The organism is Chamaesiphon sp., from assembly GCF_041738855.1.
Taxonomy (GTDB): Bacteria; Cyanobacteriota; Cyanobacteriia; order Cyanobacteriales; family Chamaesiphonaceae; genus Chamaesiphon.
In genome coordinates, this window is the sequence record NZ_JBGSPA010000159.1 from 1 (window position 1) to 13,760 (window position 13,760).

At 47.4% G+C, this 13,760-nt stretch carries 14 protein-coding genes; 11 read left to right on the forward strand and 3 right to left on the reverse strand.

All coding sequences use genetic code 11. The features are described from left to right. Positions 1-309: 309 nt before the first annotated feature. The 3 genes from ACEW9I_RS16675 to ACEW9I_RS16685 form a co-directional block, all read right to left on the reverse strand. Positions 310-1,698: a hemolysin family protein gene (locus ACEW9I_RS16675; protein WP_373541457.1), complete on the reverse strand. Its 1,389-nt coding sequence runs from the start codon at positions 1,696-1,698 to the stop codon at positions 310-312. A 118-nt stretch (positions 1,699-1,816) separates the two neighbouring features. Further along, positions 1,817-2,518, reverse strand: coding sequence for a hypothetical protein (locus ACEW9I_RS16680; protein ID WP_373541458.1), 702 nt, complete (start codon positions 2,516-2,518; stop codon positions 1,817-1,819). 264 nt (positions 2,519-2,782) lie between these two features. Next, the gene (locus ACEW9I_RS16685) at positions 2,783-3,115 is read right to left on the reverse strand and encodes a hypothetical protein (RefSeq protein ID WP_373541459.1); all 333 of its coding nucleotides are present in this window, start codon (positions 3,113-3,115) and stop codon (positions 2,783-2,785) included. A 186-nt stretch (positions 3,116-3,301) separates the two neighbouring features. Here ACEW9I_RS16685 and ACEW9I_RS16690 point away from each other — a divergent pair, with 186 nt between their 5' ends. From ACEW9I_RS16690 to ACEW9I_RS16740, 11 genes are all read left to right on the forward strand, one after another. After that, on the forward strand, positions 3,302-3,796 hold the full coding sequence (locus ACEW9I_RS16690) for a hypothetical protein (RefSeq protein ID WP_373541460.1): 495 nt from the start codon (positions 3,302-3,304) through the stop codon (positions 3,794-3,796). 104 nt (positions 3,797-3,900) lie between these two features. Continuing rightward, positions 3,901-4,590 (forward strand): molybdenum cofactor guanylyltransferase, encoded by a 690-nt coding sequence (locus tag ACEW9I_RS16695; RefSeq protein WP_373541461.1) that lies wholly within the window; start codon positions 3,901-3,903, stop codon positions 4,588-4,590. Between the two features lie 63 nt (positions 4,591-4,653). Continuing rightward, complete coding sequence (locus tag ACEW9I_RS16700; protein ID WP_373541483.1) at positions 4,654-4,953, forward strand: DUF3143 domain-containing protein; 300 nt, start codon at positions 4,654-4,656, stop codon at positions 4,951-4,953. Positions 4,954-5,171: 218 nt separating this feature from the next. After that, positions 5,172-6,488 (forward strand): sensor histidine kinase, encoded by a 1,317-nt coding sequence (locus ACEW9I_RS16705; RefSeq protein WP_373541462.1) that lies wholly within the window; start codon positions 5,172-5,174, stop codon positions 6,486-6,488. A gap of 208 nt (positions 6,489-6,696) precedes the next feature. Continuing rightward, entirely contained in the window at positions 6,697-7,365 is a 669-nt protein-coding gene (phoU, locus tag ACEW9I_RS16710; RefSeq protein WP_373541463.1) for a phosphate signaling complex protein PhoU, read from the forward strand. Positions 7,366-7,506: 141 nt separating this feature from the next. Next, complete coding sequence (locus tag ACEW9I_RS16715) at positions 7,507-8,001, forward strand: hypothetical protein (protein ID WP_373541464.1); 495 nt, start codon at positions 7,507-7,509, stop codon at positions 7,999-8,001. Beyond that, positions 7,998-8,147: a hypothetical protein gene (locus ACEW9I_RS16720; RefSeq protein WP_373541465.1), complete on the forward strand. Its 150-nt coding sequence runs from the start codon at positions 7,998-8,000 to the stop codon at positions 8,145-8,147. The genes ACEW9I_RS16715 and ACEW9I_RS16720 overlap by 4 nt, the downstream gene beginning before the upstream one ends. Positions 8,148-8,246: 99 nt before the next feature. Further along, positions 8,247-8,375 (forward strand): hypothetical protein, encoded by a 129-nt coding sequence (locus ACEW9I_RS16725; RefSeq protein WP_373541466.1) that lies wholly within the window; start codon positions 8,247-8,249, stop codon positions 8,373-8,375. Positions 8,376-8,560: 185 nt separating this feature from the next. Beyond that, entirely contained in the window at positions 8,561-9,703 is a 1,143-nt protein-coding gene (locus ACEW9I_RS16730) for a glycosyltransferase family 4 protein (protein ID WP_373541467.1), read from the forward strand. 609 nt (positions 9,704-10,312) lie between these two features. Next, a complete protein-coding gene (locus ACEW9I_RS16735; protein WP_373541468.1) occupies positions 10,313-11,398 on the forward strand; it encodes a glycosyltransferase in 1,086 nt (361 codons plus the stop codon). 46 nt (positions 11,399-11,444) lie between these two features. After that, the gene (locus ACEW9I_RS16740) at positions 11,445-13,736 is read left to right on the forward strand and encodes a GumC family protein (RefSeq protein WP_373541469.1); all 2,292 of its coding nucleotides are present in this window, start codon (positions 11,445-11,447) and stop codon (positions 13,734-13,736) included. Positions 13,737-13,760: the final 24 nt, after the last annotated feature.

The window sequence follows — 13,760 nt, forward strand, 5'->3', positions numbered from 1 at the left end:
TAAATCAATGTTTTTTCAACTATTAATGATATTGATGGTGGATTTTAATGTGCCAAAAATTGAAAAAATTCTGCTGTTAGCCTAAAAGTGTTGAAATGCCTGAGTTTGAGGAGACAAAACTTCATCGAACTCAGGTGAATAAGTTACGATAAATTTATAGAACGAGTGTAAATTTAGACTCGATCGCAGGGAATAATCCTTATCGGGAGCAGATCGCCTAGCTACTTAAAAAGTTGACAGTTGACAGTTGGGCGATCTATACAAGTTCGCGCCAATCACAGCCGCTCTCACCATCTAGCGATCGTTAGTCTAAAGCCTCGCCTCCAAAGCTTTCTTCACCCGTACTCGATCGATCCTTGGCCCAATAGTAGAGATCACGGTGAGATTCCAGTCACCGTAATCTAATGATTCCTCAGGACGGGGAAAATGTTGCAATTTGTTGAGCAAAAATCCGGCGAGAGTTTGGTAGTCATCAGAGAGGGGAAGCGCGATCTTTAATTGTTGGTTGAGATCTTCGAGATTGATTTGGGCTTGGACGAGGAATGTCCCATCGACAAGTTTCTGAAGTAGTTGTGTGGGTCGCTCGGAAGTGACTTTCATGCCGATCATTTCTTCGATCGCATCTTGACGGGTAATCAAACCAGCCGTGTTGCCAAATTCATCAACGACGATCGTCATGTGGGTGTCAGATTGGTGCATCTGTTTGAGGACAACACTGACAGGGGTAGATTCGGTGGCAAATTCTACCAATTGGAGCCACGGCGCGATCGCGATTTGTCCAGCGGCTTTGCCTTGAGCGAGGAGCGGGACAAAATCTTTAAATGCAACTACGCCGACAATTTTATTGAGGGACGTGTCGGTGACTGGATAGCGGGAATAGCCATGGGTAGCGACTTTGAGCAGGAGTGTCTGGCAACTGGCTGTTTGGGGAATGGTCACGATCTGAGTACTCGGTACCATCACATCGGTCGCGATCGTGTCGGCAAATTCTAGGACTTTGGTCAATACTTCGCGTTGTTCGATCTCTAGTCCGCTCGATTCCCAATCGGTGGCGACGATCGCTTGTAGCTCTTTGAAGGTGACGAGATCGCGATTTTCATACCGTTTTTCGATCCCTACCAACCGCAAACATAGTCGCGTCGATCGATCGAGTACCCAAATCAGCGGACTAAAGATGCGGGCGATCGCCAGACTGGGAGTACCCAAAAAGCGGGCAATTTGTTCGGCATATACCAGCGCGATCGATTTGGGAATCAGTTCGCCAAAGACGATCTGAAGATATGCCAGCAGGATGAAAGTTACAGGTATCGCCAGCGAATGCGCCAGTGGGATATTTCCAAATCCCTGCGCCAAGATTTGGGCGATCGCTCGTTCGCCAATCCAACCTAGTGCCAGACTCGACAGTGTAATCCCGACTTGGGTAGTTGAGAGTAGTCGCTCGATCCCCCGTTGCAGATCTTGGACTTGCTTGGCTCGCTCGTCACCAGCCGCCACCAACTGGGTGATGCGCGATCGTCTCACTGACAAGATTGCAAACTCGGCAATCACAAAAAAGGCATTGATCGCAATCAAACCCAACACCAGTAGGAGTCGCCACCCAATGTCTGAACCACCTAAAAGTGGATGAGGATCGTTCATTGTCGGGATGTAGAGAGAGAAAAGGTGACGCAGAGGACGCAAAGTAAAGGGAGTACGCATCCGCTCAAGCCTGCAAGGTTGCGCTGTCTTGACCCAAACACATGCGGAGGGAACCTCCGCGTGATTTGGGTCGCTAAACCCTCGGGGAACCCGAGGAGCATCCGCTAAAACCTAAAGCCTAAAGCCTTCCCACTGGCACTCCTGAGACTTCCAGTTGCAGTTTGCGGTCTAGATCGGTCAATTGTAGTGAAACACTCTTGACTTTATCTAGAGATTTTTTGGGAATGGTAAGTACAACTTTGGTTTCTTTGCCAGTAGCAGGGAGACTAGTGGGCAGTCCTGCGGTGGTAGTATCGATCGGCTGAGCGCGATCGGTGGTGGCAGAGATCCTCTCTTGTCCAAAATTTACAGGCTGGCTGCCGTGATTGGATAGTGTCACTGCTAGCTTAACATCATTGCCTTTGGATTCGATCGATTTGATGGTCATCATAATCCCCTGATCCTGGGTGACGATCGGCAGTTTTACAGGTGGTAGTCCAGCTTTTGGATCGTTTTTCACGGCTTTTTCAAAATCACCAGCTTGTTTTTTGGCATCTTTTACCTGCTGAGCATCTTTGCGCGGTTCTTCGACCCCCATCTGCTTTTTGGCAGTAGCAATCAGTTCTGGCTCGGCAATTAATTGCAAACCTTTGGTATTTGGATTCTGCTTGTTGCCACCTTTATTATTACTGGGACGAATATCTGGTTGGGTGACGCCTCTGAGTGCCTCATGTCCAGAGACAAAGCCGAGGACACCACTCATAATTCCGGCTGCCAGCATGAAGAATAGTAAAATACTAGTCAGTAGTAGCGTGCGATCGCCTTTGATACTTTTTTTCATATTTATCCTGAGCAAGATCTTTAGCGACGGCTATTGTCAACTAATGTTTATTAAATCTTATCGAAGTCGAGCGATCGTTTTAGCCAATATCCTAGCGATCTACCACTTGGCTACAGTATTCGCTTTAGTCCTAGTTTACCCACATATTTTCGCAATCGGTCAGGTAGCATCGCCTACCAAATATTTTGGATATTATTAGTAGTCTTTAGCTATCCTCCAGCCGATCGACGGCTGAGTGCGATCCCAAAACCTAAAGCCTAAAGCCTACTTAATCGGCACACCTACCGACCTCAAAAAACTGCGTAAGCGGAGCAAAAATAATGTTTCTTTGACTTTGGGGTTATCGGTGACAAGACTGGCATCATCACGCTCTAGTTGTTGCTTGGCAGTAACGACTAATTCTGCAAACTCGATCGCAGACAATGCTTTACCATCGATCGGCGATCGCGCTTCGGTGATAATTTCTGCTCTGAGCACTTCCTCGGGGATATCAGTATCCACCGCAACACTACTCGCCTGAACTGGGACGGCGATGTTCCATCCCATCATCCCAAAACAGGCGATCCGAGTCAAGTGTGTGACAATTTTTGGCGGCATTAGCAATAAAATTGACGTGAGTTCGTCGATCGTGTCCGAGTTTGCTTACCCTTTACCGATCGTCAGCGTCAGCCGTAGCTATTTGGATAGCATTTCCGATCGGGATGAGGTATGATTTACGAGCTATGAAATACCTAAATCACTACGACTATACTGCATTCTGCCACTATTACCAATTGACTTCGTATGCAGCCACTAAATCTACCCCCTCAAATCGATCGTTCGTCAGCTTCAATGTCTGCACCATCAAGATTGAATGTAGTTAGCTCGAACCCTACTCATCAGCAAGTCAGACACCTACCTCAGCCGCATTTGGCTCCAGCTTGGTTGCGATCGCTGATGACTGTGCAGCAGGGAGCGATGGTCATATTTGCCAGCGTCTTGGGATTGAGTACGCTCGTTTACGGTCACACGGTTTATACCCAAAGTTTGTGGAGAAGTCAGTACGGACAATTGCAGCGGTTGCAGGTGCAGGAAAGTCAGCAAGGCATGATGAATGAACATCTCAAGCAGAAGATGGCTCAAGCCGCAGAAGCATCGACAAGTGGTCTGATCGCCCCCAATCCCGATCGCCTGTTATTTATCCCCAGCGCACCTCAGCGTCCGATGAAACCGTTACCCGTAGTACCTCATTCATCTCGACAAATGACACCGCCATCGCAGCTCCCACGGGGGTATTAGTGGTGGCGCATCCGCCCACAACTTGTTAATCTGGGGTGCGTTACGGCTGATACCTAACGCCCCAATGTCGATCGCCATGGATCTGATTTAGGATTGATATCGTAATGCCAGATTGGTCAATTGTGAACGCTAATACACTTTCGGTCATTATTCTTGCAGGTGGTCGCAGTTCGCGGATGGGTCGAGACAAAGCGACGATCGAGATAGCAGGGGTGCCATTGATTCGGCACATCTACGATGTCGTCGCTGGCTGTCGAGAGCGCAGCGACGGAGTCGCTACTGATGAGCATGGCGCGATCGCAACTGACGATCCGCTAGCGTTGGCGGGACGTATCTACGTCGTGACACCCTGGGCGCAAAAATATCGCTCGATTTTACCCGCCACTTGTCAATTTATCCCCGAACCACAGCCACATCGCGGCCCCTTAATTGCTTTCAGTCAAGGATTGGCAACGATCGACTCTGACTGGATGCTCCTCCTCGCCTGCGATCTGCCCAATCTCGCCACTCCAGTCGTCCAAACTTGGATCGACGGATTGCCATCTGTTCCGGCTCAGAGCATCGCTTATCTGCCCAGACATCCTCACAAAGGTTTGGAGCCATTGTGTGGCTTTTACCGCCGCTCTTGCCGTCAATCGGCGCACGAATACATTGCTAGTGGGGGGCAATCTTTTCAAGGTTGGCTGAAGATGCACCCAGTGACCGAATTAATCGTCAGCGAGTCGCGCTGGCTCCTAAATTGCAATACACCTGCGGACTTGGCAACGATCGGTGAAAATCGATCGCTACCATAGCGTACCAGCAGTAATCGAGCTAAAATGACGATCGCGCGACGAACTTCGTAACTGATGCTATCTATGACCCTATTACCCACTGATGACACCCCACTGTACAATCATCCACTACCAGAAATCGAACAATGGCTGATCTCGATGGGTTGCGAGCAAGATGATAGTGAGTTGCATTGCTGGCATATTACCCGACCTGATTGGCGTGCGGAATTGTCTTTAGATATCGAAGAATTAACAGTCCGCTATCATGCGAGTGCCCAATCGGCATCAACATCGCAAATTGCACCAGGACAAAGTATTTATCGCACCTTTAAGTATTCACTCAGTCGTCAGGACATCGAAAATGCGGTTTTTGCAGGTCCCTAGATCTCACAATTACCGCCAAGATCCGTCAATTGAGTTATACTACGAGATGTCAGCAGATGACCTCAACTGCTCAGCGTTCAGATACCAAGTACCCAAAAGTTCGACTCAGAACTGTAAACTACCAGACATTGACCCGATCGCGGCACTGTTTGCCCTCCAGCGGTAGTAGGTCTGAGGTTGGTACAGAGTGACGCCACCATTTACCCGTCGATCTACCCATGTTTTTAGCCATTTTCATCGCTGCAATCACTGGGTTATTTGTCGGTGCTGGTACTGGTTATCTGTGGCGTCAAGCCCATGTCCGACAACAACTGAGGCAAGTGTTGGATGTGCTGGAGACGGATGAAGATCGCGAGTATATTTCATTGCCAATCATCTCCCAATTACGACGGAGAGCGGTCTTTAGCCAACAACAACAATATCAGCTTCAGCAACAATTATTTAGTTGGCAATCTTTGCTCGAAGTAGCACCGATTGGGTATCTCCAAATCGATGCTGAGAATCAAGTATTGTGGTGCAATCAATCAGCCAAACACCTGCTGCAAATTCAAAAATGGGATTCGGCACAAGCCAGATTATTATTAGAATTAGTCCGCTCTTACGAACTCGATCGCTTGATTAACAAAACCAGATCCGCTCAAGTCGCGAGTGAACTAGTGTGGCAGTTTCATGCTGGTTATCATGAAGGGACAAGTTCGCGATCGATTTGGCTCAAAGCCAGCAGTATACCCCTGGCTGATGGCACGATTGGGGTATTTGTCGAGAGTCAGCAGGAGCGAGTCGATGCCGCCACTGCGCGGGAGCGGTGGTTGGGAGATCTCGCTCACGAAATCCGCACACCGCTGACAGTCATTCATCTCCTCGCCGAAACATTACAATCCAAAGTTACACCTGACTTGACCCGCTGGGCAAGTCAAATCCTCCGCGAAACCAATCGCTTAATCGATCTAGTTCAGCATTTTTTGGAACTGAGTCAGTTGGAGTCATCTGCCACTCAGCATCTCCAATTAGTAGAAGTAGATTTTGTCAAGCTCATCAATGATGTCTGGCATACTCTAGAACCGATCGCCAAACAGCGACAAATTGAATTTATTTATCAAGGTCCAGTACAATTGATGCTGAAAATCGATGCAGCTCGATTTACCCAAGCAGCAATCAATTTATTTGATAATAGTCTCAAATATTGTCCCGATCGCGGACATATTTGGATGGATATTCAGCGATGGGAACTAGAATTAGTTACCACCAATCCCCCATCGACTCCGCCAAATCGCCAGGTTTGGATCGATCTGTATGATGATGGAGCTGGCTTCACCCCAACCGATTTGCCGTATATTTTCGATCGCTTGTACCGAGGCGATGTTTCCCGTCAACGCCAACCAACCAGCACTAGTATGATTGCCCAAACTACAGGCAGCGGATTGGGTCTAGCGATCGTCCGCCAAATTATGCTGGCACACCAAGGGACGATCGTTGCTGACAATCATCCAACTACAGGCGGAGCTTGGTTCCGAATTAGTTTGCCTATTAGCTAGCTGGCAGACGGTGTGCTGGAAATTTTTGAGGTGGGAGGAGATAAATAATATGCGATCGAAAACTTTGCTAATTAACGATTCTAGTGATGGTTGCGACATTATTTGATATACCTCGGTCGTTAGAATAGAGCCAACCCCAAATATCTAGATCGGCTCGACCTCACCCTAGATAGCATCATCAATTTTAAATGTGACCATATCTTATTCGTTGAATGAATCCAAACAATTTAAACATCGCAGCCGTCGATTGGAACAAGATCTGTTGCTGATGGGAGCTTTAGTAGAACAGTCTTTTCGACTGGCACATAGCTCGATTTTTCAGCGCGAAATTGGCGTCGCCGAACAAATTCCCAAAATCGATCGCAAGATCGATCGCTTTTATCATCAAATTGAAATTGAATGCGCCGAACTGATGACGATTGCCTCCCCAGTCGCTCAAGATCTACGGCGGCTGAGTGCCTTTATGCAACTGGTGCGAGACTTGGAGCGGATTGGGGATTATGCCAAAGATCTCGGCGAGATCTCACTAAAGTTGTTTCCCTATCCAGCACATCCCTGTATGCCCGCGATCGAACAGATGTCTCATCATGCTAGATCCATGCTAGAGTCGAGTTTGGCGGCTTTGACCAATTTAGATGGCACTGCTGGCCCAACCATTCACAAGCTAGACGATCGTGTCGATCGTGCCTATGAGGACATTTATCAGACTTTAGCTAGTCAAACTCAGATTCAAGGCTCGATCGAGCCGACAATCTTACTAGCACTCACCATCCGCCATCTCGAACGCATGGCAGATCACGCCACAAATATTGCTTATCGAGTGACTTTTATCGTCACAGGTTCGCGGAAGTTAAAAAAAGAACCGAGCGATCTGTAAGTGCTGTTTTTGCATTGTAGGAAATTAAATAGATATTTGCCTTTTTCTAAAAAGCGATAGAAAAGTTCTAACGAAAGTCGAATAATTAGTCCAGTAGTTGATATTGTCCAACAAACTGTCGTCAAAGTTGTACCCAGAACTATGACGATTGACGAACGGCAACAGAAGAGAATCAATCTAATCACAGTTGAGGAAATTCAACTACCTCTTCAACAACAGTCCGACCTGATTGGATCGTGGGAATTTCTCTACGAAAGAAGTCTCGGTTGCGTTGGGATGTTAAAAGATTGGCTCTCGGAAACTCTCTATGATATTCTTACTAGGAAAAAACCTGCTGCCACAATTTCGCTTAAAGATCTAGAAAAGAAGGCTCGTCCAGTCAATCAGTGTCGTGTGATGTTGAGTGTTATTTTGGCGGGAGAGAAGCGGTTCCTAAAGTCTGTAGAAGAATTGAATGAGTTACGTCGAGACTTGGGACTTTTAGATCTAGATGGTGAATCAGACCAAGAATATACGAAAAAAGAAAGTAACCTATCGTCCAAATCTACATCACCAAATCCCTCCAAACAGATGCAACCGATCGGGCAACCGAAGGCTGTCAGATATCCCGTTGGGGATGTCGAGAATGCTAAATGACAATCGAACCCATCATCCCCCATCGTAGTATTCTCTACTCAATCCCACCGATCGGTATCGGTACGGGCGATATTGAAGATTTGACCAGTTATATTTGTCGGCTGGCTGAGGCTCATTGTTTGTCGATCGACCGATTAGTATGTTGAAAACTGGTCGGGAATGGTGTCCAGATTGCCTTCAGAAGTGGCAGAATAGCGATCGGGACATCATGGATTATTTGAAGGGTGCGGGGAAAGAGGATCGGAATGCTCAGTGGTCGCAGAAATATTCAGCAGATGCACCAACGGATCGAATTAGTGATGACGATTACCTCCGGTAGGCTACGCCAACGATTGACTTTGCTCAAGGTTTTAGCTGGAGAAATTCCCGTTTAGCAAAATGCTTTTATAATACGATTGCAGTGAAAAATAATTCAAATAAAAAAGACAGATCCCCGAAAATGTCTAATGATTGAGGGTAAAAAACTGTCGTACGCTGTAAACTAAGTGAACTTCTCCTTAAATTGCCTTCTAGTCGTGACTTTTAATCAGGTAAATATAGTGGAATCACAAAAGTTCCGATGAAGATTCTTTTTCTCGATCAAAGCGGTAAGCCTGGTGGAGCAGAACTTTGCTTGTTGGATATTGCTAAAGCATATCGCGATCGCTGCTTAGTGTGTTTATTCGCCGATGGCTCCTTTCGCGCCATGCTTGAGGAGGAACAGATCCCCGTCAAAGTATTAGCGACTTCAATTGATGTTCAAAAAGACAGTAGTACTCTGCAAGGCGTGTATAGTATTGGACGGTTGATACCGGTAGCACTCGAAGTTGCGCGACTGAGCCGCCAGTATGACTTAATCTATGCCAACACCCAAAAAGCTCTAGTCGTCGGCGCATTAGCAAGCGTCTTGAGTCGGCGACCCTTAGTTTTTCACCTGCATGACATCCTCTCGTTAGAGCACTTCAGTAGGACAAATCAACGGATTGCCATGACGCTGGCAAATCGGTTTGCCTCAGTGGTAATCGCCAATTCCTTAGCCAGTCAGTCGGCTTTTATTGCTGCTGGAGGGCAGGCAAAACTGACCCAAGTTGTTTACAACGGCTTTAATCTAGATTGTTATCGAGATGTTGCGTCTCAAAGCCAGCCGACCCGGCAGGCATTAGGATTTACAGATCCCGATTTTGTCGTCGGGCACTTTAGTCGGCTTGCGCCCTGGAAAGGACAGCATCTATTAATTGCAGCACTGACTCATTGTCCCGAATCTGTGAGTGCCATCCTCGTTGGCGATGCTTTGTTTGGCGAAGGAGACTATGTAACTCAACTACAGCAACAGGTTAAAGATTTAAACCTCGAACATCGAGTACGGTTTATCGGCTTTCGGTCTGATGTCGCCGCACTGATGGCAGCATGTGACCTGGTAGCGCATACTTCAACCGCGCCAGAACCGTTTGGGCGGGTCATCGTCGAGGCGATGTTGTGCGGTACTCCCGTCGTGGCTGCGGCAGCGGGCGGCGCGATGGAATTGGTGGCTGATGGGGTGACTGGCTGGCTCGTGGCACCTGGCGATCCGGTGAAACTGGCCACGGTAATTCAGCAATGCGACGCTCGACCAGAGCTAGTCAAGGAAATTGCCGCCACAGCCCGAATCCAAGCTAGTCAACGTTTTGACCTAACGGCGATCTCACGACAAATCGATCGGATCTTAATCCAGGTGGCAGGATGACCGCTATTTCAGAGTGGAAACGCTCATTTTGGATTGCACTTTCGCTAGCACCATAAATCTGTGCGACAACGGTCAACTAGTTTTCCCTCTGCAAAAGCAAGATCGTGAGGCTGTCGATCGATAGATTCCGATTTACCTCAGTCACACCTCGATCTCCGCTCGATCCATTGACTTTGTATTATTTTTTACCACAAGTTACTAGTGCAAACTCATATTATTGCCAAATACTAGTTTGGAATAGTTGATGCACTCAGATATAAGCCCTACCAACGTCTCTATCTGTAATTGTTGGAATGTCAGCAATATTTTGGGATGCAACAACATGGTCTGATGCTGGCAATGTTGTGATACTTGGATCGCACATTTAGCTACTAATATACGTCATTATACGGATTGAATATTAGTCAGAAGATGATATGCTGCGGAGCAGTATTGTCTGGTGCGTTTCCAAATTAAAACCCCGACCGTTCGAACTTTTCAAGTTTTTGGTAGTTGCGATAGCTGCTATGTGAGGTAAATCTTTTGAAGCCAAAATTGGGTCTGTTTGGAATTCTGATAATAATTCAGGGCTAACCTTCCTATGGATATCAATATTGCCAAATATTATTTATGAAAGTTGCTTTGGTGCATGACTACTTAACGCAGCGAGGCGGTGCAGAACGAGTGTTTGAGCTGCTATGCAAGTACTTCCCCCGTGCAGACATTTTTACATCCTTGTACGATGCCAAAAACACGATCGACTTGGGAGATCGTCCAGTGCAGACCACAATTCTTCAGCACATTCCATATGCGAGTAGGTATTTTAGGCTACTTGCACCCTTTTACTACCCTGCTTTGCGGGCACTAGACTTGCAGGATTACGACCTGATTATTAGCAGTTCGTCGAGCTTTGCCAAAGGTGTGCGGAAAAGACCTGGAGCTAAACATATCTGCTTTTGTCACAACATTCCCCGCTTTTTGTGGGATACCAAAGTGTATCTCAGAGGATACAAAGAATTTCAAGCATTCTCGCCGATCGTTGAAAAAGTGTTTAAGTACCTTAGGAAACTCGACCTCCGGTATTCACAAGAACCCGATCGGTATATTGCTAACTCTACGACGGTGGCCGAACGGATTCGGAAAGTTTATGACAAGCCAGCGATTACGATTAACTATCCGATCGACGATAGCAAATTTGTGTTTTCGGAGTGCAAAGAAGATTTCTACTTAGTCTCTAGCCGTTTGCTTAGTTACAAACGGATCGACATTATTGTGGACGCCTTTAACTCGCTCGGTTGGCCGCTGCTGATCGTTGGCGACGGCCCCGAACGCCAGCGACTGGAAGCTAGAGCCATGCCAAACATTCGCTTTCTGGGCTACGTCAGCGATCGCGAACGCGCCCAGCTTATGGCTAAAGCTCAAGCTGTGATTATTGCCGCCTTAGAGGACTATGGCCTAGTACCGATCGAAGCAAATTTTAGTGGGACACCAGCGATCGTCTACGGTGCTGGAGGTGTCTTGGATACCCAGGTGCCCGGTTTGACTGGCTTGTTTTTTTACAGCCAAACTGCTGATGCGATTCGGGACGCTCTGCTCCAAGCTAGTAGCAAAGAGTGGAACTACACCATGATTCGCAACCACGCGATCGATCGGTTTACCGAAGCTGTATTTTTCCAAAAAGTCAGCAGTAGTTGTGGAAGCTGGTTGGAACCATGACGGTGCGTGACTCAGGCAGACTGATGATTGATGCTAACGAGGTAATATGGCTCGAAATATAATCAAGTCCGATCACGAAGATGCCGATTACAACCAGTTAGTTGTCAATAGTGATAAGGAGCCGATGGCCGAACGGTCAATTTCGGCCTTGGCAGTAGCCGATGAAGATGCGGGTTATGCTCAGTTGTTTGCTGTCTTGTTACGCCGTAAATATTGGTTCTTCGGATCATTTTTGGGTTCGATTGGCATCGCTCTGTTGTTGAGTTTGTATCTCAAACCCACCTACCGGAGTTCAATGCAACTCTTGGTGGAGCAAAATTATCGGGGTACCCCCGAACCGAGATCGACCAACCCCCAGTTTGCCGACTCCGATGTCCAAGTAGATGTTTCAACTCAACTGACTTTGATGAATAGTTCGGGACTGATTCAACAGATTGTCGACAGGCTCCAGCCGATCTATCCAAAGCTAAGAATCAAGGATGTTAAGAAATCACTTGTGGTCGCTCAGGTGACAGGGAAAACCGCCGAAAAAAAGGTGGATACCAAAATCATTGAAGCCGCTTATGAAGACTCGGATCCAGTCAAAGCTCAGAAAATTTTGCAAACGGCACGACAAGTTTATCAGGATTACAATCGCGAACAACAAAAGCTCCGGTTGGCGAAAGGGCTGGTATTTATTAACGAGCAGATTCCCCAGATTCAGGCTCGACTCAGACAAGCCGAATTGGATCTAGAAAATTTTCGCAAGACTCACAACTTTATCGATCCAGAACTGCAATCAACAGCCTTAGTTGAGTCTTTAGGTAATGTCGCCAAGGAGCAGAACGCTACTTTAGTTCAAATTCAGGATTTGAGCGCCCAACAGGCAGTTTTGGAGCAAAAACTGGCACTTTCGCCACAGGCAAGTTTGCAGGCGACCCGCTTGAGTCAATCCTCTCGTTATCAAAACCTATTAAATGAGCTTCAGAAGACCGAACTTGCCCTAGTCCAAGAGCGTCTCCGCTTTACCGATCGATCGGCGATCGTGCAGAAATTGCTAGAACAGCAGCGTCAGCAGCAGTCCCAACTGTCGATCGAGATGCAGCGAATTTTGGCCGATCGCAATGTGTCTGCTAGTTCAGTTGATGCTGTGAGGAAGACAGGGCAACTAGGAGCTAATGAGTTGACATTAGCCAGCCAATTTATCAACATCCAGGTTAATTTGAGAGCCGCTCGTGCTCGTGCCCAAACCCTGAAGCGGATCGAAACACAGTATCAGCAAGAAAGTCAGCGATTTCCAGCAGTGCTTGCAGAATATAACCGCTTGCAACCAGCGGTACAGGTCAGTCGAGAGACTTTACAGCAGTTGTTGAAATCTCGGCAGGATCTGGGATTGGAGATTGCACGGGGCGGGTTTGACTGGCAGGTGGTCGAACCACCTCAACTGGGGGAAAAAACAGGTCCAGATTTGAAGCGAAACCTGTTACTGGGTGCGGTTGTGGGGTTATTTATGGGAGGTATAGCTGCATTCTTGCGGGATACCATGGATGATTCTATCCATTCTGTCGATGAACTCAAAAAGCAGACAAATCTGCCGCTGCTGGGGACTGTACCTACAATGTTGATGCGCGGCAGCAGTGAGTCCGGTATTAGTCTGCCCTTGCGCTATGTATCGACCTTAACCCCTTCAACCCCACAGGTCAACTGCTGGCCCTTACGCGAGTCGATCGATCTGGCTTACCAAAACATCCAACTGATTGATTCTGCCAAGGTGCTCAAATCGCTGGTAGTCACTTCGATCTTAGCTGGTGAGGGTAAATCAACGGTGGCGATCGGGTTGGCAATGAGTGCGGCGCGTTTGCATAAACGCGTGCTACTGATTGATGCGGATTTGCGCTGCCCCAGTTTGCATACAAAACTGGATTTGTTCAATGGTGAGGGTCTTTCAACATTGCTCAGCAGCAATCCTAGAATTTCAACCAAGAGGGTAATTCAATCGCTATCGTTTAACAGTACCCTCGATGTCTTGACTGCTGGACCCATGCACCTCGATCCAGCCCGACTGCTCAGTTCGCGACGCATGACAGAGCTAATGGCAGAGTTTGAAGCCCACTACGATTTGGTCTTAATCGATACTCCGCCGATCGTGGGCATTGTTGATACGACGATCGTGGCATCTTTTTGTAGTGGTGCAGTGCTAGTAGAGCGAATCGGCAGCGTGAATCGTAAAGACTTGACTGAGGCTGCTGCTGTGATGAATCGGCTGAATTTGGTGGGGCTGATTATCAATGGGGTAGATCGATCGACCGATCGATATGCCTCTGACGACCAGTGGAGCGATCGAGAAACGGATTTCTAAATGTATTCAACCCGATGTCCCCCA

Bases quoted from the DNA above. Each gene is read 5' to 3' on its own strand.
- ACEW9I_RS16675 (WP_373541457.1), bottom strand. From the start codon at position 1,698: ATGCGTACTCCCTTTACTTTGCGTCCTCTGCGTCACCTTTTCTCTCTC.
- ACEW9I_RS16680 (WP_373541458.1), bottom strand. From the start codon at position 2,518: ATGAAAAAAAGTATCAAAGGCGATCGCACGCTACTACTGACTAGTATT.
- ACEW9I_RS16685 (WP_373541459.1), bottom strand. From the start codon at position 3,115: ATGCCGCCAAAAATTGTCACACACTTGACTCGGATCGCCTGTTTTGGG.
- ACEW9I_RS16690 (WP_373541460.1), top strand. From the start codon at position 3,302: ATGCAGCCACTAAATCTACCCCCTCAAATCGATCGTTCGTCAGCTTCA.
- ACEW9I_RS16695 (WP_373541461.1), top strand. From the start codon at position 3,901: ATGCCAGATTGGTCAATTGTGAACGCTAATACACTTTCGGTCATTATT.
- ACEW9I_RS16700 (WP_373541483.1), top strand. From the start codon at position 4,654: ATGACCCTATTACCCACTGATGACACCCCACTGTACAATCATCCACTA.
- ACEW9I_RS16705 (WP_373541462.1), top strand. From the start codon at position 5,172: ATGTTTTTAGCCATTTTCATCGCTGCAATCACTGGGTTATTTGTCGGT.
- ACEW9I_RS16715 (WP_373541464.1), top strand. From the start codon at position 7,507: ATGACGATTGACGAACGGCAACAGAAGAGAATCAATCTAATCACAGTT.
- ACEW9I_RS16720 (WP_373541465.1), top strand. From the start codon at position 7,998: ATGACAATCGAACCCATCATCCCCCATCGTAGTATTCTCTACTCAATC.
- ACEW9I_RS16725 (WP_373541466.1), top strand. From the start codon at position 8,247: ATGCTCAGTGGTCGCAGAAATATTCAGCAGATGCACCAACGGATCGAA.
- ACEW9I_RS16730 (WP_373541467.1), top strand. From the start codon at position 8,561: ATGAAGATTCTTTTTCTCGATCAAAGCGGTAAGCCTGGTGGAGCAGAA.
- ACEW9I_RS16735 (WP_373541468.1), top strand. From the start codon at position 10,313: ATGAAAGTTGCTTTGGTGCATGACTACTTAACGCAGCGAGGCGGTGCA.
- ACEW9I_RS16740 (WP_373541469.1), top strand. From the start codon at position 11,445: ATGGCTCGAAATATAATCAAGTCCGATCACGAAGATGCCGATTACAAC.